The following is a 26,975-nucleotide window of genomic DNA, read 5'->3' as shown; positions in this document are numbered from 1 at the left end:
ATTAACTGATTATTACAAAAAAAGAAGCACTATTTAAATAGTACTTCTTAATTATTATATAGATTCAACTATACTCATAATATCTTTTATTATATATTCTAATTTATTATCAACTTCTTCTTGAGTATTTCCGTTAGTTCCAAAATAAAACTTTATTTTAGGTTCTGTTCCAGATGGTCTTATAGCTATCCATGAATTATCTTCTAATATATATTTCAAAACATCCGACTTTGGTAGTTCTTCTATTCCTTTAGCATAATCATTTATTTCTTTCACATTTATATTATTAATAGAATTTATTTTGCTATTTCTAAAGTAATTCATTATAGTCTTTATCTTTTCCATTCCTTCAATTCCCTTAAGGGTAATTGACTTAAGATCTTCTTTATAATATCCGTATTTTTCAGAAACCTCTATTAAACCTTCATATAAACTCATACCTTTAGAATAATAATATGCTGCCATCTCCGCTATAAGCAGCGCTGACACAACTCCATCTTTATCTCTAGCATGGGTTCCAACTAAATAACCATAACTTTCTTCATATCCCATAACAAATGATTTTTCATTAGTTTGTTCAAATTCATGTATTTTTTCACCTATAAACTTAAATCCTGTTAAAGTATCTAGACAATCAACGTTATATGATTTAGCTATAACTGAACCTAACTCTGATGTAACTATAGTTTTTACTATAGTTGGATTATTTGGCAGCTTATTTTCTTTGACTAAATTTTCTATAACATAATTGACAAGTAGTGAACCTACTTGATTTCCATTTAAAACTATATACTCATTTTCTTTGTTTTTAACTACAACCCCTACTCTATCACAGTCTGGGTCTGTACCTATTATAATATCTGCATTTTCACATTTAGCTAATTCTATAGCTATATTAAAAGCATCTCTTTCTTCTGGGTTAGGAGATTTTACAGTTGAAAAGTTTGGATCTGGATTTTCTTGTTCTTTAACAACTATTATGTTTTCAAATCCTACTTCTTTTAAAGCTCTTCTTATTGACTTATTTCCAGTTCCATGAAGAGGAGTAAATACTATCTTAAATTCTTTGCCTACTTTTTCTATTATGTCTTTTCTTAAAGATTGACTCTTAACAGCATCAATAAATGCTCTATCTACTTCTTCACCTAAAATTTCTATCATTCCACTATCTATTGCATCTTGTTCATCAATAGTAGGTATTGTACTATAGTCATCTATTTTATTTACCTCTTTTATTATTTCATTAGCAATATCTGGGCATACTTGTCCTCCATCAGTCCAATATACCTTATAACCATTGTATTCTGATGGGTTGTGACTTGCAGTTATAACTACTCCTGCTATAGCATTTAGATGTCTCACTGCAAATGATAACTCTGGAGTCGGTCTTAAGTCATCAAATATATATGATTTAATGCCACATGCTGCTAAAGTCTTAGCTGTTTCTAAACAAAACTCTTTAGACATATGTCTACTGTCATATGCAATAACTACACCTTTTTTCTTACCTTCATCTCCAGTTTTATTAATTATAAAGTTTGCCAAACCATATGTTGCTCTTCTAACTGTATATATGTTTATTCTGTTTGTACCTGCTCCTATTACCCCTCTTAATCCGCCAGTACCAAATTCTAAATTTTTATAAAATCTATCTTGTATTTCTCTTTCATCATCTTTTATAGACAATAATTCTTGTTTTGTTTTTTCATCAAAGTAATCATTATTTAACCATTCTTTATAATCCATATTGCTATCTTCCTTTCTGATATTTTATACATAGCATTTTATCAGCTTCAAATCCCCATTAATTTCATATTTTATATTATTTGGTATATAAACTGTCTCTTCTTTTTCTAACTTTATTATTTCTTCTCCATCAGTTATATATCCGCTTCCATCTATTACAGTATAACATTGAAAATCTTCCTTAACAGTGTCATTATAGCTTCCTTTAACATAAATCTTTTCTATTGTGAAATAAGGAGTTTCTAACTTACTAAAATTCTCTATTTTGCCACCTTTTCTTTTTCCTTCATAATCTATAACATCTAATGCCTTTTGTACATGCATTTCTCTATCTCTTCCCCAGTCATATATCCTATAAGTTACATCACTACTTTGTTGTACCTCTAGTATTTTTATACCACCTTGAATAGCATGTACAGTTCCAGCTGGTATATATATCATATCACCTGATTTTACATTTATCTTTTCAATATATTCTTCTACTTTATTTTCATCTATTATCTTCTTAAATTGTTCTTTAGTAATTCCTTTTTTTAATCCAGATACTAACATTGCGTCTTCTTTTGCATCTAACACATACCAACACTCTGTTTTTCCATTATCATTTTCATACAAATTTGCATATTCATCATCTGGATGAACTTGTACAGATAATGTCTCATTTGCTTGTATTATTTTTATAAGTATAGGTAACTCTTTATTTAGTACATCTTTAAGTAATTTATTATTTTCATTTACAACTACAGAGTTGCCATTTCTATGAGTAGATACATTCCATTTTTCATAACCCCATATCTTTTTACTAAAGAATGGGCTTAATCTCAATATCTTTTCCATAAATCCTCCATATATAATAAAATATAATTTTATTTTATTTATATTTTTAACACTACAATTATACATAATTAATGGAATTATATCAACAACTAGAGAAATATACCAATGTTTTTAGTAATAATATAGTAAACAAATGAACTGAACATTATTAAATAGATATATTAAATAATCTATTTAATAATGTTCAGTTCATAATTTCATTTTGTAAATAACATATCTTATTTTGAAATTTTAAGTTTAGATTTAACTAAATCTATTAATACACCCACTTCTTCTATTTTTAATAAAAGAATTAAAACTCCATATACTACTCCACCTATTAGTATTGATAATCCTAGAGAAATAATATGAAATGTAGTCTGAGTTCCAAGAATGCCAACTAAATAATTATAAGATATCTTTGCCATAAATCCCATTATTAAAGAAGCTATAGCTGTTTTAGCAATTACCATATATACTTTATCTTGACCATAATAGCCTATTTTTCTTTTAAGGCTTCTAAATAGTAATAAAACACCTAATATACCAGATATACTAGTAGCTAAGGCTAATCCTGCATGTGCCATGTACCTAATTAATATTAAGTTTAGACTAATATTTATTACAACTGAAAAAAATGAAGTCAACATAGGGGTTTTAGTATCTTGTAGTGAATAAAATATTTTACCTAAAATATCATTTAGTGCATATCCTATAATACCTATTGAATAATAAAATAATGCTACGGCTGTTGCATCTGTAGCTTTGGAATCAAAAGCTCCTCTTTCAAAAAGTATTTTAGTTATAGGATCTGATAAAACCATAGCTCCAACAGATATAGGTAATACAACTAATACAACTGCATTTATAGCCTTAACTATAGATTTGTTAAAGTTTTCTTTGTCTCCTATAGAAGCCATTTTAGATATCATAGGATATACTGCTGTTGAAATAGCCATTACAAATATTCCTATAACAAATCCTACTAGTCTATTTGAATAATTCAAAGCAGATATACTTCCTACACTTAAAGTAGATGCTAAGGATCTATCTACTAATGTATTTATTTGATTTACATAAGACCCAACAAATACAGGAATAACTAAAAATAACATTTTGTTTATAAATTCATCTTTTATATCTAAGTTTAAACTATATTTGTATCCTTTTTTGTATGCAGATGGAAGTTGGAATAGAAATTGACTTAATGTTCCTATTAAGGTTCCCCACACAAGTATATAAATATTGTTAAATCTAGCACTTAAAAATATAGAAGTTATAATTATAATATTATTAGGTAGTCCTATAAGCGCCGGAATTATAAAATTACCCTTTAGCTGTAAATATGATGTTATTATATAGTTAATACCCATAAATATTATACCTAAAAATAATATTCGCGTGAAATTAACAGTTAACTGTAAAGTATCACCTGTAAATCCAATAGCAAATAATTTTACTATTTCCTTTGTAAATACAAAGCCTAATATAAGAATAATGAAACTTATTATAGTTATAATATTAATGATATTATTTGTAAATTTACTGGCTCTTTCTTCATCATACTTTTCGGTTACATTATGATATAGTGGTATATAACTTGTAGCTAATGCAGACCCTATACCTGCAAATATAATTATAGGTATATTTAATGCTACTAAATAAGCATCACTATATGATGAAGTACCATAAGCCGATGCTAATGCTAACTCTCTTCCAAAGCCTAATATTTTTGATAATATTGCAGCCAACATAATGGCTATAGCTGATGCTGTTACCTTAGACATAATTATTGCTCTCCTCGAACTCATTCTTCCTTATTTTACAAGTATTCATTCTTATTTTCTTCTTTTAATTTCTCTACTATTAACTTTACGTCTTGTGCTTTATCCTTAGGACATACCAAAACAGAGTCTTTAGTAGAAACTACTATTAAATTATTAATACCTACTGTAGTTATAAGCTTGTCTTCAGAATAAACAATACAATCTTCCGTACTTATAGTTATTGTTTCTCCTCTTTTTATATTTCCTTCATCATCTGTTGGGTATATAGCACCTAATACATCCCATGATCCTACATCGTTCCATCCAAATTCTCCAGGAACAACTACTACATCATTACTTCTCTCCATTACACCATAATCTATAGATATAGAAGGAATAGTTGGATATATTTTTCTTGTCATTTCAGCTTCTTTATCAGTTCCTATGTACTGAGTTAACTCTTCTAACTTTGCATAAACCTTTGGAATATATCTTCTAAACTCCTCTATTATCTTAGAAACTTTCCATACAAACATACCGCTATTCCATACATATTTGTTTGATTTTATATACTCTTTTGCTTTTTCAAAATCTGGTTTTTCAACAAATTCTATAACATCATAAGCTGAATTGTTATAAACTACATTTTTATCGAAATTTATATATCCATATCCCGTAGAAGGAAATGTAGGATTTATACCAACAGTAACTAATTTATCATTTTCAGTTGCAACATCAATAGCTTTTCTAAGAGTCTTTACAAAACTATCCTCGTCTTTTATATAGTGGTCTGCAGGGTATACGCACATTATACCATCGCCGTGTTTTTTCATTATATTCAATGCTGCATACCCTATTGCAGCAGCTGTATTTCTAGCTGAAGGCTCTAATAGTATATTATTATGATTACATTTATTATTTACAACATCCTTAAGTAGGTCTTCTTGTTTTTCATTTGTTACAATAAATACATTATCTTTATCTGATATAGATGCTATTCTATCTATAGTTTCATTAATTAAAGCATCTACTCCACTTAAGTTAAGTAATTGTTTGGGATTAGCTTGTCTACTCATAGGCCAGAAACGAGTTCCACCACCGCCAGCTATTATAACATTATATATATTCATTAAATTACCTCCAAGAATCTTATTGCTTCTCTTTTAGATATAGTCTATTTTTTTAAGTTCTAAATATAAATCTTCTTTTATACTATCTAAAGATAACATATTTTGAGCATTCTTTATATTTTTTATTTGTTCATTATATTCATCTATATCTAGATTATCTTTTACATTTTTTATTGTTTTTATAAAATCATCAATATCATCACATAAGTATCCGATTTTGCCGAACTTTTTAAAATAATATTCAAAATAATCATTTCTAAGTGCTATTATCGGTTTTTCTACATATAAAGAATCAAAAAATGCTCCACTAGCTGTCAACTTATAAGAATTTGTAGGATAAAAATAAAGAATATAATCTAGGTTACTTATACTTATCCTATATTCATCTTCAGGTATTAAATCATTTGATATTCTATATTTTACAAATTCATTAGTAAACTCCTTAATATCATCGTTTACTTTCCCAATTATCCTAAACTCCAACTTATTATCTTCAATATCTGCTTTAAAGCTTTTTGCAACTTCAAATATATTTTGTACACCTTTTCCTTTATTAGCTACACCAACTGTACCTAGAACTAATTTTTTGTTAAGTGTTCTATTATCATTTTCTTCCCTAAATATATACGGATGGTCTATACAAATTAAGTCATCTTTATTGACAATATTGTGTTCTAAGAAATTATTTCTTATGGATTCACCTAATACCATGTATTTTGTATTAGGTGTTTTAGATTTAAGACCTTTAATTAACATTGTTTTCATAATATACATCTTATCATTCTTATCAGATATATTAATATAATCAAGTTCTCCATGTAATACAACTAATGTCTTTACACCTGGGAACAGTTTTTTAACCTTTTTGAAGAAATAATGTCCTATAGCAGAAAAAGAAAAGAATATTAAAAAATCAGCATTGTTCTTTTTTGCAAATTTAAATACTTTATATATATTTTTAATTTGATGTAACTCCTTATTTAATAACTCTTTTTTACTAAGAGTTAACTTGTCGTAATTAACGACCTCTTTATATGTTAAGTTATCCAAATTATTTTTAACTACGTATTCATTTATATTTTGACACATCTTTTTTTCACCAAAGAAAACAACTTTATCCTTGGCAAAAAGCTTCGATGATATCATAGTCATACAAGCATTAAATATTAAATGTCTGTTGTTAGACATATTAGTATCTGCTAAAACTATCATATATACTTGCCCCCTAAAAACTATATTCAATTGCCAACTATTTTTTTAATTTTTCTTTTAGAAAAATCCCTATAAATTTGGTATCATCTATGAAATATCTTTTAAACATTCTTTTAGGCTCTTGAGAAAATCTGTAAAACCATTCTAGCCCACTTTTTTGCATCCATAGAGGTGCTCTTTTTACGCTCTCTGCTACAAAATCAAATGAAGCGCCAATCCCCAGTGATACAGGAACTTCATACTTATCTTTATTGTTAAATATCCATTTTTCTTGCTTAGGAGCTCCTAACCCAACAAATAAAATATCTGGACTTGATTTTTTTATCATATCAATTATTTTTTTATTTTCATTTTGGTCTTTATCAAATCCAAATGGTGGAGAGTATACCCCTACAACATTTAAGTCTTTATATTGTTTTTTTAACTTCTCAGCTGCAGTTTTAGCAACACCTTCTCTTCCACCTAGAAAAAACACCTTATATCCTTTTTCTGAAGCGTATTCACATAGTAGAGGAAATAAGTCAGAACCCGATACTTTTTCTTTTAACGGCTTATTTAACATCTTAGATGCCCAAATCAAAGGCATTCCATCAGCTAAAACTAAACTTGATTCATTGTATAGTTTTTTGAACTCATTATCATCTTGTATTTTTACTATATGATCTACATTAGGAGTTACAACATATGAATTATTATTTTCCTTAATAAGTTGATCTATCTTATATATAGCCTCTTCCATAGTAACATTATCTATTGCTATGTCAAACATGTCTATTCTCTCATTATTTTTATCCACAATTATCACCTTTTAAAATTTTTTTCTAAAACATTCAACAATTTTTTGCTTTCATTTTCCCATTTAAACATTTTAGATCTTTCTAAACAGTATTGTATATATTCTTTTTTCTTAGACTCTTCTAGATTTATATAATCAATTATTTTGTTTTCCAAGTCAAATTGATTATTATTTTCAAACATTATCCCTTTTTCCCCTACAACTTCAGGCAAAGATGAAGAATCTGAAACTATAACCGGAACTCCACTTGCCATTGCTTCTAACGGTGGTATTCCAAATCCTTCATATAACGATGGAAATACAAACAAATCTGCTCCCTTATAAATACAAGGAAGATCAGCTTCGTCAACAAATCCTGTAAATATTATTTCTTTTTCTAAGTTTTTTTCTTTTATTTCACTTAATATTGAATCATACTTCCATCCATGTCTTCCTGTTATAACTAACTTATGAGGAATATTTTTCTTTATCTTTAAGTTAACAAAAGCATCAATTAATAACTTTGTATTTTTTCTTGGTTCTAGTGTACCTATACACAACAGATATTTTTGAGGAAGATTGTATTTTATTCTTACATCATTTATCTCACTATTATCTGTTTCTCTATATCTTTTATCTACGCCATTATTTATTATTTGTATATTATTGTGATTATAAAATCTTAATATATCTTTTTTTGAATTATTAGAAACAGTTAAAATTAACTTGCTTCTTAACAGAGCTAATTTGATTAGGAACTTAAAATAAACTAGACCTTTAAACGACATTGTTTCAGGAAATAACCATGGTGTCATATCATGTACTGCATTTACAGTTTTTTTGCTAAAAAATAAAGCAGGAGAAGGAAATGCCAAGAATAAGTAAGCATCGCACTTATATTTATATAATTGAAAAGGTACCACTATTTGGTCTAACAGTATTTTGTTATTAACATTTAAGATTTTATAGTCTATATTTTGTCGGTCATGTATAAATTTAAACTCTTCATGAATCTCTTTTTTAAATAATAACAAATACTCATTACTAGTATCATTAAAAATCATGTTCTTTGATATATTTAAACAAAACTTTTCTATTCCAGATAATTTATCATATATACTTGTTAGATCTATTAATATTTTCATTTGTATCACTCACCTAGGCATCTTTTAAAATTTTTATTAATTCTTCACGCACTACTTTGCTATCATATCTTTTATAAACATCACTTATATTTATTTTATCTTTATTTGATAGTATATCATTAATACATTCACTTGCATTTTCTGTTATATTTTCAGGATTTGAATTTGGAATAATAACCCCATTAGTATTGTTATATATATATTCATTTATATCACCTACATCTGTAGCAATTACAGGTACAGAGCAAGCTATTGATTCTAATGCAGACATACATATACCTTCAAAATTTGATAATATAATAGATACATCCGAACAGTTTATTATATCAACTAAGTCTTGTCCATGAGAAACATGGCCTTTGAGTATAAAAACATCCTCTAACGAGTATTCTTTTATTTTTTGTTTTAAATTTTCTAAATCATTACCCGTTCCTGTAACTACCCATTTTAGATTATCTATTTTTTCACTTAAATTCTTAGCTATGTCAGGAAACAACATAACTCTCTTAGGATTGTCTTCTATTCTTCCACAATAAAGAATAATTTTATCATTGTTATCAAAACCATATTCTTTTCTAATATTATTTTTATCTAATTTCTTGAACAAATCTAAATCTATAGGCACTTTTCCATAAACTATTTTATCTGACATTTTTTTAAATTTTTCTTTGTAATATGGAACTCCAAATTCTTTTCTATTTAAAAGTACTATAACTTTATTTGCTCTATTTATTGCAAACCTTTCAACTATATTATATATAGTACCTATAAAATCACCCCAGAAAAGATAAGAATACTTACCTGAACCATGAACTCCCATAACAACTTTTTTGTCTCTTAATATAAATATAAAAGGTAAAACATATTCCATTCTTTGGCAATAGAAAACATCTATATTATTAAAAATTTCTCTTCTTTTTAAATATAATTTAAATATATTTAAAAAATAATATATTGAAAGGGGTTTTCTATTATTTTTATTTACAGGTATAAAAGTATATTTTTTATTTTTAAAATTTACTTCATATTCCTTAAATAACTCATAATCACTATTATATTCACAAGTTCCAAATAATACTATATTACTTTTATTATCGTTATTTTCTATTATTTTTTCTATATATTGAGAAATACCTCCTGGAGATATATTCTTTAAATCGCCTGAATGCAATATACCTATATTAAATTTAGATCTTTTAGCAGATTTCTCACTATATTCACTTTTTTTACAATAAATTGCTGCTATACATGATGCTAAAATAGTGGTTACCATAGGAGAATCAAAAACATGACCACCTAAAAGTCCATATATTAGTAAACTTATTAATGCAATAATATATGGTCTATTTATATTGAAATTTTTCTTTATATAATTATAAGGTAATTTTAGAGCATAGGTATAAATAATTATAGTTCCTATAACTCCATATGAAAATAAAATATCAAATAAATCCATCTCTATATTTTTGATTCCACCTGAGGCTTTATTGACAATAGAAAATATATCTACTTGGACGTTATATGATCCCATTCCAAATATAATGTTTTTTATATTTAGATTGTCTATATACGTAGAGTATCCAGCTTCAAGCAATTTATTTCTTCCACTTAATAAATATGTTAATAAATCATTATTACTAATAAAGTATAATTGCATTGAAACTATACTATCTATAGTTGTTTTAAAGAATAATTGTAAAATACCCATTGATGCAAATAATATCCCTATAAGTAAAAAAGTAGATTTTAAAGACCAGTTTTTTAGTCCAGTATTTTTCAAAAAAACAACAATAAATGTTATAAAAATAAGTGCTATAAAAATAAAACTAGACTTAGTTCCTAACATTATTAAGGAGATTAATATTATTATCAATCCTATTATATCTATTAATTTTTTTTCTAAATAAATCTTATCTAATGCAAAAACAAACATAGCTATTAATGAAGCATTTAAAGCATTTAATGATATAAAGGTTCCTTTTATTCCTATATTTCCGTAAGCATAACTGCTTTTTGATATTCCTAGTAAATAAGATATACAAATTAAAACTGGTATAATATACATACTTTTATATATAGCTTTTCTTATTAAGTCTTCTTTTATTATATTTTTTTTGGTAAACATAACTAATAATTGCGTAAAAACAATAAAGTAAAAAATCCTATAAAATATTTTTATATCTAATTTTAGTCCATGAATTGAATTATGATCAATAATAAAAGACAACATTATACTGGTAATAAAAAATACAAATACTAATACTATATTTTTTATCTTTTTAGAATCATAATTTGCAATATAATATAAAGATATCATCATAATTAAAGTTCTAGTTATCTGACCAAATGAAACTGGAAATGCCCATATTCCATTAATAAAGTCAATTAAAAAATTAAATAAAATTATATAATATAATATTCGTTCTTTATTATTTAATAAATAATTTTTCACTTTTGTCCCCCCTAAAACTTTTATGATGCATTCGTATCTCCTAATAAGCAGGGTATTGTCATAAAAATAAGTTTTATATCCAGTCCTATATTTTGTTCTCTTATATATTTTAAGTCTAATTCTACCCATTCATCAAATCCGATACTATTTCTTCCACTAACTTGCCAATAACAAGTTAAACCTGGTTTAGTTAATAGCCTTTGCATTTGATATGAGTTATATTGAGACACCTCTTGTGGTAGTGGTGGTCTTGGCCCTACCAAACTCATGTCCCCTATTAGAATATTGAATAATTGAGGTAGTTCATCTATACTAGTTTTTCTAATAAATTTACCTATTTTAGTTATTCTCGGATCATCTTTTATCTTAAATACAGGTCCAGACGCTTCATTTTTATCTTTTAATTGTTCCAACATCTCTTCAGCATTATGAACCATAGATCTAAATTTGTACATTTTAAATACTTTACCGTCCTTGCCGTTTCTTTCTTGTCCAAAAAATACTTTCCCCTTAGGATCTTCTAACTTTATTAATGCTGATATTATTAAAAATAATGGCAATAAAATTATTAATCCAAATAAAGAAGCAGATACATCTACTAATCTTTTTAAGAAAATATATATTGGAGAATTATTAGGTGTCACAGTATTAAAGCTTTTATTGAAGCTTCTTGTAATAGCTAGCTCACTACAGCCTAACTCACTACAGTCAATCTTTTTTTCCATAATTACCCCTCCTATTTACTTAATTTTTCTAAATTATTTATGGTATTATGTTTTTATTTGTCTATTTGCGTAAAATCAGATTAATTATATCATAGATTACTTAATAAATAAAATACATATTTATTTCCATATAGATAACTACAATTATTCCTATAGCATAAATTTCAGAATAAATGTTTATTATATATATACCCGGTTATCCTATTATCATTTTAAATAATATTATACTGTCACTATAATTGCTAAATATTATTATATACATATTAATTTATCTTAAGTCAAATACTTATTGAATTTATGCCCAAATTAGAATATAATTTATACATCTTTAAAACCAATAAAAATCTTAAATAAAGGATGAGATATAATATATGAAAGCTTTAAAAAATATTGTTATAGGATTATTAGTTTTAACTATTATATTACCAACCACTGTTTTTGGGTACTTATATTTCAAACTAAATTCTATGTATGTATCTAGTAGCACAACTAAAGAAATAACTACGTCAACAGACTTTAAACAAGTTAAAGGCATATCTAATATTCTATTAGTAGGTATAGATGCTAGAAATTTAAATGAAAGAAGTAGATCTGATTCTATGATGATATTGACAATAGACAGTGTTCATAATACATTAAAGTTGACTTCATTAGCTAGAGATACTTACGCAGATATTCCAGGGCGTGGACAAGAAAAACTAACTCATGCTTATGCATATGGTGGAATAGATTTATTATTAGATACTGTGGAGAAAAATTTCGAACTTGATATAAATCACTATGCTATAGTTAACTTTTACACATTTATTGATATAATAAATACTATTGATGGTGTAGGAGTAGATATTCAATCTTCTGAGATTAATGAATTAAATAAGTATATAACTGAATGTTATGCTTTTGATAAGAGTGCAAATAAAGGGTCTATTGAGTATATACAAACTCCAGGGGTTCATACTCTAAAAGGATATCAAGCATTAGCTTATTCTAGGATACGTTATAACGATAGTGCATTTGGTAGAGATGCTCGTCAAAGAAAAATAATTCAAGCAGCTGCTGACAAGGCATTTAGCTTACCTGTAACTAAATATCCGCCTCTTATTGATTCAGTATTACCTTATGTTAAAACTGATATTTCTCCTGCTAAGATGATGAGTTTAGGATTTACTGCTTATAAAATAGGAAACTTCGATATAGTCCAACTAGAATTCCCTATACTTAAATATAGTAATGGTTCAATTAAAGGTGGAAAAGGATGGGTTTTAGATTGGGATCGTGAAAAATGTTTGGATATACTTCATAAATTTATATATGAAAATATAATGTACGAATAAAAATTAGCTCCTATATTTTAGTTTATAGGAGCTAGTTTTTTATTTAAATATAGTATTGAATATAATTACATTGTTGAATATAATTATATAGTTAATACTTAAATAAAGAAAAGGGGGCATTATATGTTGTCATTAAAAAAAATAGTAATTTCTTTATTGGCTTTAGTTCTAATTATTCCTGTTACAGGTTTTGGATATATATACTTTAAATTAGGTACAATGCATGAAGACAACTCTGAGATTTCAGGCATAACAGATGACTCAAGCTATAAACAAGTCAACGGAATAACAAATATACTACTTGTAGGTATCGATGCTAGAAATTTAAATGAAAATAGTAGATCTGATTCTATGATGATATTAACCATTGATAATGCTAATAATAGTCTTAAACTTACATCACTTGCTAGAGATACTTTTGTAGATATCCCTGGCCATGGAATGGAGAAACTTACCCATGCATATGCTTATAATGGTATAAGTACTTTATTAGAAACTGTTGAACAAAATTTTGAGATAGACCTAAACGGATATGCTATAGTTAACTTCTATACATTTGTAGATATAATAGATACATTAGATGGTGTAGAGGTAACTGTAGATTCTAATGAAATAAGAGAAGTAAATAAATATATACCTGAATCTTATGAATTTGATAAGAATAAAAACAAAGGTCCTATGGAATATGTACGTTCTTCAGGAACACAAACGCTAAAAGGATATCAGGCTTTATCTTATTCAAGGATTAGAAAAGCCGATAGTGCATTTGCTAGAGATGGGAGACAGAGAGAAGTTATTCAATCAATAATGAAAAAAGCATCGTCTGCTCCAGTAAGTAAGTATCCAGAATTAATGGATTCTATACTTCCTTATGTAAAAACAAACTTTAGCCCATCGCAAATGCTAAACTTAGGATTTACAGTTTATAAAATAGGAAACTTCGATATAAACCAATTACAATTCCCTATATTAGAACATAGTACTGGCGGCAACGTTGGAAATAGCGGATGGGTATTACAATGGGATAAAGATGAAAACTTACAAATACTTCACGACTTTATTTATGAAGATAAACTAATATCTGAATAATTACAAAAAACTTCTAGATTTAAAATCTAGAAGTTTTTTTATTTAAATATAAAACTTTTTTATTATAGCATCTACTATATATTTACTTGAATTTCCATCTCCATAGGGATTAGAGGCCTTACTCATTTTGTTGTATTCTACATGGCTAGTTAGCAATTCCTTCGTCAACTTATATATTTGTTCTTCATCTGTACCAGCTAACTTCAAAGTTCCTGCAGATACTCCTTCTGGTCTTTCTGTAGTATCTCTTAATACAAGAACAGGCTTACCTAAGGATGGAGCTTCTTCTTGTATCCCTCCACTATCAGTCATTATTATATATGACTTATTTAAAAAGTTATGAAAATCAAATACTTCAAGAGGCTCTATAAGATGAACCTTATTATTATCACCTAAAACATCATCAGCAGCTTCTCTAACTGCTGGGTTTAGATGAACAGGATAAACAACTTGAATATCATCAAACTCTTCTACTATTCTTTTTATTGCTCTAAACATATTCTTCATAGGACTTCCTAGGTTTTCACGTCTATGAGCAGTTAAAAGAATCATTTTATCATTCCCTATTTTTTCAAATATAGGATGATCATAGTCATCTTTAACAGTAGTTTTCAAAGCATCTATAGCTGTATTTCCAGTAACATATATACTATCTTCTTTTTTACCTTCTTTAAGTAAATTAGACTTAGATACTTCAGTTGGTGCAAAATGCATATCTGCTATAACCCCTGTTACTTGTCTATTTACTTCCTCAGGAAAAGGAGAATACTTATCATAAGTTCTAAGACCTGCTTCAACATGTCCTACAGCAACTTGATTATAAAAAGCTGCCAAACTTCCAGAAAGAGTTGTTGTAGTATCTCCATGAACTAAAACTATGTCTGGTTTAACATTACTTATAACTTCATTTAAATTTTGTAATGCCCTTGTTGTTATATCTACCAAAGTCTGTCCTTGCTTCATTATATTTAGGTCATAATCTGGAGTTATCTTAAATGTATCTAAAACCTGATCTAACATTTGGCGATGTTGAGCTGTAACGCATACTATACTTTCTATTTGTGACCTAGATTCAAGTTCCTTAACTAATGGAGCCATCTTTATGGCCTCTGGTCTCGTCCCAAAAATAGTCATTACTTTTATCTTCGGCATATTTTCCTCCCAGTTTTTTACATCAAGTTTAATTAGAGCTATTTTTTAATTTATTAATAAATGTACTTATACTATCATAACCACTTACAGTAATACGATTTAATAAATAAGTATCATCATCACTTTCAACAAAACCATCTCTAACAGTAAATGTTAACTTTATGCCATTATCTTTTAATACTCTTTCAGCAACATCACTAAATTCCCCAAAAGGATAAGCAAATGCTATTGGTTTATATCCAAGATTTTCTTCTATGCCTTTAATGCTAGTCTTAATATCTTCGTCTATACGTATTTTATATTCTTCCGTATTCTCTCCTATAAGAGGTGCAGAAAAGTTCCCTCTATATCCCTTAATAGTTTCTGATTTATCATGGCTATTATAAGTGTGACTTTGTATATCCACTATACCACTATAATACATTTCTCTTGCCTGATCCCAGTTAAATTTCGGTATACCAATTGAGTTATTAGCATTATCAATTCTCTCTCCAATTGAAAATATAGTGAATTTCATTCCGTATTCTTTTGCTACAGGATACATAAACTCATAATTACTCAAATATCCGTCATCTGCTGTAATTAATATAGGTTTATCTGGTAAATCTTTATTTCCATTTTTATGTTCTAATAAATCATTACTTGTAATTGCAGTGTATCCGTTATCTTTTAAATATTTCATTTGTTTTATAAATTCTATCTTTTGAACTATTGAACCGGTTACTTGTTCTCTATCATTTTCAAAGTGGTGATACATAAGCACAGGTATAGCTACTTCATCTACAACTTCAATAGGTTTATCATCATTTTTGACTCTAGATAATATAGTAACAGCTTCACCTCTAGTTATGTCTTTTTTTGGCCTTATTGTTTTGTCTTCATATCCTTTTATATATTCTTCTTCTAGAGAAACTTCCATAGCGGATTTTGCCCAGTTAGATACATTATTAACATCATTATATTTATTTAGCTTGTCAAAGTTATTATCTGTATATTTCTTTATGTTAGCTATTATAACAGCTGCTTCTTCTCTTGATATTTTATTATTAGGTCTAAATGTAAAATTTTCATATCCTTTTATATATCCTTCTTGCATTGCTATACATACAGCATCATAATACCAATCTCCAGGTTTTATATCATTGAAATTCTCATTTCCTTTTTTAGTAAATCCAAATACATTATTAACTACAATTAAAAATTCTGCTCTTGTTATTGAGTTATTTGGCCTAAAGGTTTTATCTTCATACCCTCTAATATAGCCCATATCTATAAATTGATTTATATCACGTGAGGCCCAATGTCCATTAATATCAGTTAATATTGTTTTGGCAAATACAGGCATTGATGAACTAAATAACATAGTAATTAACAATATTGCCATAAATATCTTTTTAAAGCCTTTGTGCTTCATTTTTATGCCCCCATATCTAAATATTAAAAAACACTATAGATACATCTTCTCTAGTTTTTCTATGAGAATAATTCTATAGATTTTTTAGCGGTTTTCATAGCTGAATTTTTTAGATTTCTCGAATTATTTCTTAATTCTTCCTGTACATATTTATGATTTTCCAATATATACTTAGCTTTGTTTGATAACTCATTAGAATTCCATTTATCATCTACACTACCTATACAAGGTTGATTAACTAAATTTAAAAAAGAATCTATTTTAGGGTCATATGATATACCTATCATAGGCGTATCTACAGTTGCTGCAAATATTAATGCATGTAATCTCATTCCTATCATAAGTTTTGAAAGTTTAATGCATAGTATTTTTTCTTCTATAGACGAATTATATGGAAATACCTCAGCTTTTTCTTCCATCATATCTACTACATTGTTAGAAGTCTTTTCATCATGTTCACCATGCATAGGAACAAATACTATATCTACTCCTGATTTAGCTATATCATCACACGCTTTAGCCACTTTTCCTAAGAAATCAGTTTTTGCATTACTCCAATCACGAACACTTATAGTAACAAAGTCTCTTTTCTTATATATTTCATATATACTAGATTCCAATTTCTCTATGCAAAATCCCATAACCGGATCTGGAACTATTTCTATATTTTTACTAACACCTATACTTCTTGCCAATTCCAAAGATTCATTATCTCTTAAAGTTATAACATCTGACTTGTTCAAGAAGTATTTAGTTATTTTTTTATTGAAATCTCTATCTATAGGGCCTAGTCCTTGTGCATATATGAATACAGGCTTCTTAGCCGCTTTTGCCATCCCTATTATAGATGTATAATACATTATAGGTCTTGAACTAGTAGCATCTTGTAGCAAGCTACCTCCTCCACTGATCAAACCATCACTTTTAATTAATTCGCTATATATCTTAGGTAAATTCCATCTATTAATTGCATTTACTTTATAAGTTTGTTTTGTATGTTCTATATCATTTGATAAAACCGTTATGTTAATATCAGGATTTTGTTCTCTAAGAGAATTAATAATTGATTTTAAAATAGCTTCATCTCCAATATTATGATATCCGTAATATCCAGAAATTACCACATTCATATTAAGCCCCCTTAGTAAACTTCTTAATTGTATTAAAAATAACTATATAAATAAGCCCTACTATAGCGCCAAATATAACACCATATACAGATCTTAACATTGAGTATAGAAATGGAGTATGAAAATGAGTAAATGTATTTACTGTAGACATTGTTCCTATGGCTCCAAGTATAATAATAAATTGAGAATACTTAAACTTTTTCTTATATAAATAATACCCAGCTAGCAGCATAGGATATCCTAGCATAAACTCTTTAGTTCTTGGTCTAGCGTATAAAACTTTTTCTAGCATCATACGTAGATAAAGTTCCAGCTCAGTAGCACTTCCTGCATTCCCACTTCTTCTTACATATATAACTCCTACTAAAACTACAATAACAATACTTGCATAGTGATACCACTTAATTTTTTTAATGTAAGAGTTTAGATTCTTTATTGATTTTATATTAATAACTTTTTTATCAATTAAAACCCATATAGCCACCAATAGAGGAGGTAAAACATATAACGCCTTAACTCCAGAAAATGCCTGTAGTTTGGTCATGTAGCTAGTACCATACATTATGCAAGCAACCATAATCCCTGCAGATATTGACAATACTGCGCTTGATAAATACTTAATTGCTATAGAATTGATTTTGCTTTTCCAAGGTATAATTATAGCCGATACAGCTCCTGTTATGGCAATAAACAATGCATATAATTTTATAGCTATATTAATTTGTAACACTATAGTAGCTATTGCGCCTATTAGCACTATACCTGATATTATAACTGCCTTGGTTTTATCTTTTAATAAGCTTAAATATAATAAACCTACCATAGATGATGCACTAATAGCTATAGATATTTCAGATATCATATGTCTATCCATCACAGGTATAGGCTTTGCAATTCCTAGTTTAAATGAATTATTCAATTGACTCTTAGCACTTTTTACACTATTTAATACTTCTTTTACACTACTATCAATTTTTTTGTGGCTACTATAGTCAATAAAGTTCTTTAAAATTATTAACCTCATATTTCTTTCTTTTACTGCTCTAGCAATTCTCGATCCTAATTCATCTTCATTTAAATTTAATGAGTTTACACTTATCTCATGTCCTCTTATTACATTACCTACTCCATTTTCTAAATAAGCATTTAATCCTTTTTTTGTTTGAAATTCCGTTGTAATTAAAGAAATTCCATTATCTTTAAACTTCTCTAAGTACTTGCTGGTATTTTTAGCATGTCCTATTACTTCTAATTCTCTTAATTGAACTTTATCTATTTTGTATTCTTTAGATAAATCAATAATTTGGTTTACTATAATATCTTGAGTTTTTTCTTCATCTTCATTAGTAACTGCAATCATAGGTATAAATCCTTTATCTGATGCAGTTTGAATAGCTTTATTATCTATAAAAAACTCAGAAGTTAATATTGGGTTTAATACCTTAGAATCCTTTTTATCTATTCTAATAGGTAAGTCTATATAAAAGAATATTTCATTATTATTCTCTATACTTTTATATCCATTAAGATATTGCTTAATTACATCAATTTCTTTTGTTAGGAAATCATCTTTTCCGACTTTAATAACTATATGATTTTTATTTTTATTCTTTGTTAAAAAATCTTTCACTTCATAATTATCTCTATATTCTTTTACAGTCATATATTCTATATCTCTATATTCTGATAGATAATAAAGGTTCATATTACTGAATACTATAGTTGATATATCCTGTGTTTTTATATCTTTATAAAACTTATCTAAATCATCTTCTTCTAGGCTTATACTTGACTGCATATCTACAGCTATTTCATAAGTAGAATTTGATTTTTCATATTGAATACGATTTAATATAATTGGACTTCCTCCAATTAATCCAATTATAAATAAAATCAAAAATGTTTGTTTTAAATTCATATTTTACCCCTTGTTTCTGACTTTAATTTTTTCCATCATAACTGCTATAATAAATTTTGGAAGTGATATTGACCTTCCTATTCTTTTTGGATCACTTGAAATTCTATATAGCCATTCTAAATTTAAATTTATAAATATCTTAGGCGCTCTTTTTACATTTCCCGAGATAACATCAAAGCTACCTCCCACTCCCATAAATACTCCTTTGTCAACTTGGTCTAAAACTTTTAATATCCATTCATCCTGAAGTGGATATCCTTTAGCTACAAATATATAATCAGGCTTTAAGTTTATAACCTCGTTCATAATTTTGTTATCACTATCATCATGGTATCCATGGTGATATCCTATTACATTTAATTTTGGATATTTTTTCTTTAGAACATCTACCATTTTTTCCACTGTGTCTTGTTTTGCTCCATAAAAATAAACCTTTTTATTATTTTTTTCAGCACTTTCAATTAAATCCACCATTAATTCAACACCAGGTATACGCTCAGGGATACTTTTGTTAATTATATTAGCCCCTTTTACTATTCCTATACCATCTGGAATTATATAAGTCGCTTTTTTTGTTAACTCAGCATAACTAGGGTTTTCCTTGGCATAAATAGCTATTTCAGCATTTGCAGTTATTATAAATGTTTTTTGTTCATTATTAACTCTTTTTTCAATTAATTTTTGAAGTTCATCCTTTTTTACTCCTAAAAATCTCATATCTAGTATATCTACATACTTTTCTGCCATATTATCCACATCTCCTAATAGATCTGTATCTTTTTTGATATTATACTAACTGTTAAATGTTTAATAAACAGAAATGCTAATCTATTGTTCTATAAACAGATTAGCATAACGAGTTTATTTTTTAAAATTTTATTCTTTTATATCAGACGCTTTTATTACTTTTAATAAAGTCATAGTCATTATATATATATCTAATTTTAAACTTCTTTTTACTATATATTCTCGGTCATATCTTACTTTAGTCTTTATGTCTATATTATCTCTTCCATTAATTTGCGCCCATCCAGTTATTCCCGGTAATACTTTATCTACACCATTGACTTCTCTCAAGTATAAAAGTTCACGTTCTTTTTCTATAACTGGCCTAGGTCCTACGATACTCATATCGCCTTTAATTATATTAAATAATTGTGGTAACTCATCAATACTTGTCTTTCTTATTATTTTTCCAGTCTTTGTAATGAACATATCTGAATTACACAAATCATTTGTAGCTACATTAGGTGTATCTATCCTCATACTTCTAAACTTATATATAAGAAATGGTTTGCCATCCCTTCCTATACGAGTTTGTTTGAATATTACTGGTCCATTAGATTCAATTTTAATAAAAAACGCAGTTAAAATAAGTATTGGACAAAGCAATATAATTCCGCATAATGAGCATATAATATCTATAATTCTTTTAGTCATATTATACATTATATATTTCTCCATATCATTAGTCATGATGCTTTCATTTATTAGATTGTTAATAATAGCCTTATTATCCACAAGCATCCTCCTAAAATATCAAAATGTTTATTTTGATTCACTATCTGATTTATATAGTAATAATTTTTGTATATTTAAGTAAACTTATACTTAATTTCTCCATAATTTTTTTATTCTTCTGCCTTAAAATTTTACCACTTTTTTATCCTATTGTACATAAATTTGACTAAAATTCTACAATTTTTTTGCATATTAATAAACTAAAGACACCTATAAAATAAATTATAGGCGTCTCTTATATTATTATTTAATTCTACTTAGCGTTACTACCGCTTCTGCTCTTGTTATATTATTTTTTGGTCTAAATGTGTTATCTTCATACCCATTCATGTATCCTGACTCTACTACACCTTCTACATTTGATTTCGCCCAATTAGATATTTTGCCATAATCTTTATATTTAATTATTTTATCTAAGTTACCATCTGCTTTATTATTTATATTACTCATTATAGTCGCTACTTCTTCTCTAGTTATAGGACTATTTGGATCAAATATTTTCGCTGATTTTCCTTGTATATATCCAGCTTTCATAGCTATTCTTATTTCATCATAAAACCAATTACTCTCAGATACATCAGCAAAGTTTTCTGTGCCTATATCAGTAAATCCAAATAACTTATTTGTTAACTTAACAAATTCAGCCCTTGTCATTGAGTTATTAGGTTTAAATGTTCCATCTTGATATCCATTTACATAACCTTTATATACAAATTGTTGTATTTGGTCTTTAGCCCAGTGACTATTTACATCGCTAAAACTTTTTAACACAGCCTTTATTTTGTCTTTACTTCCTTGTCTATTTGATAATAAATCAGATGTAGAGTAAAACACACTTCCTTTTATTTGAGTGTACTGTCTATTTAATTCTAGTTGTTTATCTATCTCCATTGCAACTTCATCTTTATATATCCCATGTCCTATAATTAAATCTACATTCGTCCCAATAACTTCGTTAGCCCACCATTGAACAAGTTTTGAGTAATCGGCTATAGTATATCCTATATTCCAATATATCTGTGGCGCAACATAATCTATCCAGTTATTTTTTATCCACGTTCTCGTATCTCCATAATCTGAATAATAACTTTCATTACCTCTAGTATCTGATCCTGATGAATCACTTGATTTGTTCTTCCATATACCACTTGGACTTATTCCAAATTCTACATTAGATTTTATTCCTTTAATCTTATTATTAACTAAGGCTACAGTTTCATTTATATGATTTCTTCTTGCGTTTGCAACATTTCCATCTCTACCTTCACCTTGTGGCAGCGGATAACTTCTAGGATAAAAATAATCATCAAAAACTATTCCATCTACATCATAGTTAGATACAATTTCTCCTACTGTATCTGATATATGTTGCTTTACTTCAGGTAGTTCTGGATTGTAATATAAAGCACCATTATGTGCTATAACCCACGAAGGGTTATTTTTAGCTGGATGACTATTACTTAAAGCATTTACGTCTGTCCCAGAAGTTGTTATACGATATGGATTTAACCATGCATGTACATTAATACCTCTTTTATGTGCTTCTTGTATTACAAATGCTAAAGGGTCATATCCTGGATCTTTTCCTTGAGTTCCTGTTAATACATCAGACCAAGGATTTATATTAGATTTATATAATGAATCTCCCTTAGGTCTAGCTTGAAACATTACAGTATTTATTCCAACTGATTTAAATTCATCTAACATTATAATAATTTCTTTCTTTTGTTCTTCTACATTGTCCTTTTTCTTAGGCCAATCTATATTATAAACAGTAGTTATCCATACAGCATTCATATCTTTTGATGAAGCTTCTACTTGATAATTCCCAACCCCCATGAATAATAAACAAAAACATATTACTAGTGCTAATAATTTTTTCATTTCTCTACCTCCCCTAAAATCTCTTTCTATAACAATATTACTATATATTTTTACTTTTTTCTATATAGTTCTACATATTTATACGACAAAAAACACCTATAAATTTAATTATAGGTGTTTTTAAATATTAATTACTTAATATTCCATTTATTATAGCATCAGCCGCAATATCGTATGCTTGATTTCCTTTTGATACAAACTTATCCATATCTCCTTGGCTAGTTATAAAAAGTACTTCAACTAATACGGCCGGCATATTTGTATTTTTTAAAACAGCTAGGTGATCTCCAGTCTTAGCTCCTCTATTTGCGATTTCAAATGTATTAGATATATTAGCTGCTATTGATTTACCCATATCGAATGACCCTGACTCAGCTGAATAATAAACTTCAGTTCCGCCTACAGATGCATCCGTATAACTATTAAAGTGTACAGACACAAATTTATCAACTTCATTTGAATTTGCAGTTATAGCTCTTTGAGTTAACTCACTACTTTGAGTATGTGTTCCTTTAGGTAGAGTATTTACTACATTATATCCCATACTTCTAAGTTTATAGATTACCTTCTCTCCTATAATCTTATTTAAATAACTTTCCTGGTATATACCGTTAATTGCACCTGCAAGAGATACATTATGGCCTATATCAATAGCTATAGTAGGCTTAACCATACTATCTGCATTATTAGATACTACAATTCTTACTTCTATATCTTCTATAATACTTCCATTTTCTAATTCTCCAGATATGTCGTTGTCTTTAACCCAGGCTTGCCATCCTTGGTTTTTGATTTTAGTTCTATAGAATACATGATAATCAGATGGTGCTCCACTTAAATTTATTCTAACACCTTCGATCCCTGATCCAACATTATATCCATTAGTCCAAACTCCATTTGAATATGTTTGATAGTTTACTCCAAATTCTCCATTTGTAGTGATTTGTAAGTTAGTTAAATATCCACTACCATTTTCTTTTAATACATTTATTTTATCTTGATAAATATCTTGTGCAGGATCTATAACTCCTGAGTTCTGTGGAGCGTCAACATATGAAGGTGTAGCACTTGGAATTGGCAACGGTGTTTGTGATGACTTATTTTCTGTTAAATAACCTTTACTAACATAAGCATAAGAACCGTTATAGTTTATCTTTGCCCATCCGTTTTCTTCACCTAGCATTTCTACTGCTGTTCCTTTGCTTAAATATCCAACTGAACTATAACTTGTTCCTGGTCCTGTTCTTACATTTAAATTATCTGCTGTAACATACATTGTTTTTACTGGACTTGGATTTGGAGTAGGGTCAGGAGTAGGACTTGGATTTGGATTAGTTACTCCACTGTTTTGAACCCTTGCTAAAGTAGTAATAGATTCAGCTCTAGTTATGCCTTTAGTAGGTCTAATTGTATTATCACTATATCCATTTAAATATCCTGATTCTATAGCACCTTCTACAGATGGTTTAGCCCAATTTGCTATTGAGTTAACATCTCTATAATTACTTATTTTATTTAAATCATTGTCTTTTTTATTTTTTATACTAGTAATTATAGAAGCTACCTCTTGTCTTGTTATAGGATTGTTTGGTCTAAAAGAGCCATCTTCATATCCATTTATATAACCTGCTTGTGCAGCTATAGATATATCATTATAATACCAAGCTCCTGATTTCACATCTTTAAAATTAATGCTCTTCCCTTGTTTAAACCCAAGTGCATTATTTACTACTATAACAAACTCTGCTCTTGTTATTGAATTATTAGGCTTAAATGTACCATCTTGGTATCCTTTTATATATCCGTTGTTTAGAAATTGTTTTATGTTACTTTCAGCCCAATGTCCATTTATATCACTAAAGTTAGCGAATGTACTATTTCCTGATAAAAACACCATACCTACTACAACTGCATTACTAACTGCTTTTTTTAGTTTCGAATTTTTTCTACGCATTATTTATCCCCTCTCTAAAAGTTATCAATGTTAACTCTACTTAATGTTGTCACCGCTTCTGCTCTTGTTATTTTTCCTTTTGCCTTAAACGTACCATCACTATATCCATTCATATATCCTTTTTCAATCATACCTTCCACTGAATTTTTAGCCCAGCTTGACACTTGATTATTATCAACATATTTATATAGCTTGTCATGATTTGCATCTGCTAATTTTTTGTAATTAGATATCATTGAAGCTGCTTCTTCTCTCGTTATTAAATCATTTGGTTTAAATTCTGTTGCTGATTTTCCACTACATACTCCACTTGTAACAGCTATATCTATTTCATTTTTTGCCCAATGAGTTTTCGTATCATCAAATGTTTTTCCACTTGAAGTAGTTAACCCAAATGATTTGTTAAGCATTTTTACAAACTCTGCTCTTGTTATTGAGTTATTTGGTTTGAATGTTCCATCTTCATATCCATTTACATATCCTTTATATGCAAATTGATTTATAGCATCTTTAGCCCAATGAGACTCTATATCTTTTAAATTTATAATTATCATATTTGGCTTTTCACTTGTTAAGTAGTCACAATGTATATATCTAACCTCACCATTTATCTTAGTAATTGCCCATTTGTCTGAATTATTTGAAGCATAACCATAGATTTCAACTGCAGTGTCTTTTGGCAGTTTTTGCACAAGTCTAAACTTAGTAGTTGGTCCCGTTCTTACATTTACTTCATTAGTATTATAAACATACTTTATTTCTAATGGATTGCCACTTATTACAGGTATACTATAAGTTGGAGTTGCATATACTGGTACTTCAAATTCTAATGTGTTTGATAGATATAAGTTAGATAAACTATTCATATATCTTGATATTTTAGTTGCCCAACCAATATCAGTTGCATATTGATGACCCCTATCTACATAATCAAATTTCATTTTGTACAAAGTATCTTGGTTATGACGTCCACTTTTATAAATTGATCTATATATATAATTTTCATTTATCCATTTAGCAGATCCATCAATTGCAGCTGGAATTGAATTCCATTCATTATTGTATGCAGTTGTTGTACCACCTGGAATCACTGCATTATCTACTGCTCCTATTCCAAAGAGGTTATAAACTTTAACTGTTTTTGTTTCAGATGGTGTACTAGAATTTTTAAGTCTTACATAAATTACTTCTTTGTCTTCTCCATTACTATCTTTTACTACAACAGTATCTGTCAAAGCCTTTCCATCATCACTTAATACAACTTCATATCCTTGTGCTAAATCAGACATACCAAGACCTGTTTCATGTAGAGTATGAGCTACTAGATATATAGGGTCGATGTTATATTTTTTAGCAGCCTCTACAAAGGCTTGACCTTGATTGTAGTAGATGTTAGTCTTACCTGAATTAACACTAAGATTATTTAAATAGTTATTTAATCCTTCAACGTCAATTTCTCTAAACTTATTTACTTTTAAAAATTGCATAAATGTTTCTTTATTTTCAATTGTAAAAGTATTTGGGTCTATATATGGTTTTAATACTTCAAAAGATTTATTGGTTTGTCCTATTTGTGAATCAATATACTCATCTAAAGTTATGCTTATTTGCACAGAATCTACTATGTTACTGCTTTGTTGTACTGCTATTGTATTTGGTTCCCCTATAGTGTTTGCAAATATATCTACTGGACATATAGACAATACAATAATTCCAGCTAATACAGCTGAAGTAACCTTTTTAATATGCATGTTTTATCCCCCTTAAAATAAATAAAATATCGTTAAATTTTACATACAAATACATTATAAC

20 protein-coding genes are annotated in these 26,975 nt (G+C 27.9%); 2 read left to right on the top strand and 18 right to left on the bottom strand.

Going from position 1 to position 26,975, the window contains the following annotated elements:
• Positions 1–54: 54 nt before the first annotated feature.
• From BS62_RS07705 to BS62_RS07665, 9 genes are all read right to left on the bottom strand, one after another.
• Positions 55–1,746, bottom strand: coding sequence for a phospho-sugar mutase (locus BS62_RS07705; protein ID WP_496490683.1), 1,692 nt, complete (start codon positions 1,744–1,746; stop codon positions 55–57).
• A gap of 24 nt (positions 1,747–1,770) precedes the next feature.
• Complete coding sequence (locus BS62_RS07700; RefSeq protein ID WP_496490682.1) at positions 1,771–2,583, bottom strand: type I phosphomannose isomerase catalytic subunit; 813 nt, start codon at positions 2,581–2,583, stop codon at positions 1,771–1,773.
• A gap of 218 nt (positions 2,584–2,801) precedes the next feature.
• Positions 2,802–4,349 (bottom strand): murein biosynthesis integral membrane protein MurJ, encoded by a 1,548-nt coding sequence (gene murJ, locus BS62_RS07695; RefSeq protein ID WP_496490681.1) that lies wholly within the window; start codon positions 4,347–4,349, stop codon positions 2,802–2,804.
• Between the two features lie 35 nt (positions 4,350–4,384).
• Positions 4,385–5,458: a mannose-1-phosphate guanylyltransferase gene (locus BS62_RS07690; protein WP_496490680.1), complete on the bottom strand. Its 1,074-nt coding sequence runs from the start codon at positions 5,456–5,458 to the stop codon at positions 4,385–4,387.
• 33 nt (positions 5,459–5,491) lie between these two features.
• On the bottom strand, positions 5,492–6,670 hold the full coding sequence (locus BS62_RS07685; protein WP_496490679.1) for a glycosyltransferase family protein: 1,179 nt from the start codon (positions 6,668–6,670) through the stop codon (positions 5,492–5,494).
• Between the two features lie 37 nt (positions 6,671–6,707).
• On the bottom strand, positions 6,708–7,466 hold the full coding sequence (locus BS62_RS07680) for a WecB/TagA/CpsF family glycosyltransferase (RefSeq protein WP_496490678.1): 759 nt from the start codon (positions 7,464–7,466) through the stop codon (positions 6,708–6,710).
• Positions 7,467–7,471: 5 nt separating this feature from the next.
• Positions 7,472–8,590 (bottom strand): glycosyltransferase family 4 protein, encoded by a 1,119-nt coding sequence (locus tag BS62_RS07675; RefSeq protein WP_496490677.1) that lies wholly within the window; start codon positions 8,588–8,590, stop codon positions 7,472–7,474.
• 13 nt (positions 8,591–8,603) lie between these two features.
• A complete protein-coding gene (locus tag BS62_RS07670; RefSeq protein WP_496490676.1) occupies positions 8,604–11,042 on the bottom strand; it encodes a glycosyltransferase in 2,439 nt (812 codons plus the stop codon).
• A gap of 20 nt (positions 11,043–11,062) precedes the next feature.
• Positions 11,063–11,767 (bottom strand): sugar transferase, encoded by a 705-nt coding sequence (locus tag BS62_RS07665; RefSeq protein ID WP_496490675.1) that lies wholly within the window; start codon positions 11,765–11,767, stop codon positions 11,063–11,065.
• A gap of 371 nt (positions 11,768–12,138) precedes the next feature.
• On the opposite strand from BS62_RS07665, the gene BS62_RS07660 reads away from it, so the two are divergent.
• Entirely contained in the window at positions 12,139–13,101 is a 963-nt protein-coding gene (locus BS62_RS07660) for an LCP family protein (RefSeq protein ID WP_496490674.1), read from the top strand.
• A gap of 123 nt (positions 13,102–13,224) precedes the next feature.
• Complete coding sequence (locus tag BS62_RS07655) at positions 13,225–14,190, top strand: LCP family protein (RefSeq protein ID WP_496490673.1); 966 nt, start codon at positions 13,225–13,227, stop codon at positions 14,188–14,190.
• A gap of 42 nt (positions 14,191–14,232) precedes the next feature.
• Here the strand turns inward: BS62_RS07655 and wecB are convergent, their stop codons facing one another.
• The 9 genes from wecB to BS62_RS07610 form a co-directional block, all read right to left on the bottom strand.
• Positions 14,233–15,342 carry a non-hydrolyzing UDP-N-acetylglucosamine 2-epimerase gene (wecB, locus tag BS62_RS07650; RefSeq protein WP_496490672.1) on the bottom strand — a complete coding sequence of 370 codons (1,110 nt, stop codon included), beginning with the start codon at positions 15,340–15,342 and terminating at the stop codon, positions 14,233–14,235.
• Between the two features lie 28 nt (positions 15,343–15,370).
• Positions 15,371–16,756, bottom strand: coding sequence for an S-layer homology domain-containing protein (locus BS62_RS07645; protein ID WP_496490671.1), 1,386 nt, complete (start codon positions 16,754–16,756; stop codon positions 15,371–15,373).
• 59 nt (positions 16,757–16,815) lie between these two features.
• Entirely contained in the window at positions 16,816–17,886 is a 1,071-nt protein-coding gene (csaB, locus tag BS62_RS07640; protein WP_496490670.1) for a polysaccharide pyruvyl transferase CsaB, read from the bottom strand.
• 1 nt (position 17,887) lies between these two features.
• Complete coding sequence (locus tag BS62_RS07635; protein WP_496490669.1) at positions 17,888–19,804, bottom strand: DUF5693 family protein; 1,917 nt, start codon at positions 19,802–19,804, stop codon at positions 17,888–17,890.
• A gap of 3 nt (positions 19,805–19,807) precedes the next feature.
• Complete coding sequence (locus tag BS62_RS07630; RefSeq protein WP_496490668.1) at positions 19,808–20,551, bottom strand: WecB/TagA/CpsF family glycosyltransferase; 744 nt, start codon at positions 20,549–20,551, stop codon at positions 19,808–19,810.
• Between the two features lie 129 nt (positions 20,552–20,680).
• On the bottom strand, positions 20,681–21,325 hold the full coding sequence (locus tag BS62_RS07625) for a sugar transferase (RefSeq protein WP_496490667.1): 645 nt from the start codon (positions 21,323–21,325) through the stop codon (positions 20,681–20,683).
• 243 nt (positions 21,326–21,568) lie between these two features.
• Positions 21,569–23,209, bottom strand: coding sequence for a family 10 glycosylhydrolase (locus BS62_RS07620; protein ID WP_496490666.1), 1,641 nt, complete (start codon positions 23,207–23,209; stop codon positions 21,569–21,571).
• 127 nt (positions 23,210–23,336) lie between these two features.
• Positions 23,337–25,163 carry an S-layer homology domain-containing protein gene (locus BS62_RS07615; protein ID WP_496490665.1) on the bottom strand — a complete coding sequence of 609 codons (1,827 nt, stop codon included), beginning with the start codon at positions 25,161–25,163 and terminating at the stop codon, positions 23,337–23,339.
• Between the two features lie 14 nt (positions 25,164–25,177).
• Positions 25,178–26,914, bottom strand: coding sequence for an S-layer homology domain-containing protein (locus tag BS62_RS07610; RefSeq protein WP_496490664.1), 1,737 nt, complete (start codon positions 26,912–26,914; stop codon positions 25,178–25,180).
• Positions 26,915–26,975: the final 61 nt, after the last annotated feature.

Source organism: Sporacetigenium mesophilum DSM 16796, from assembly GCF_059569055.1.
The sequence above is the reverse complement of the archived record's forward strand: the minus strand, read 5'-3'. Positions and strand labels throughout refer to the sequence as shown.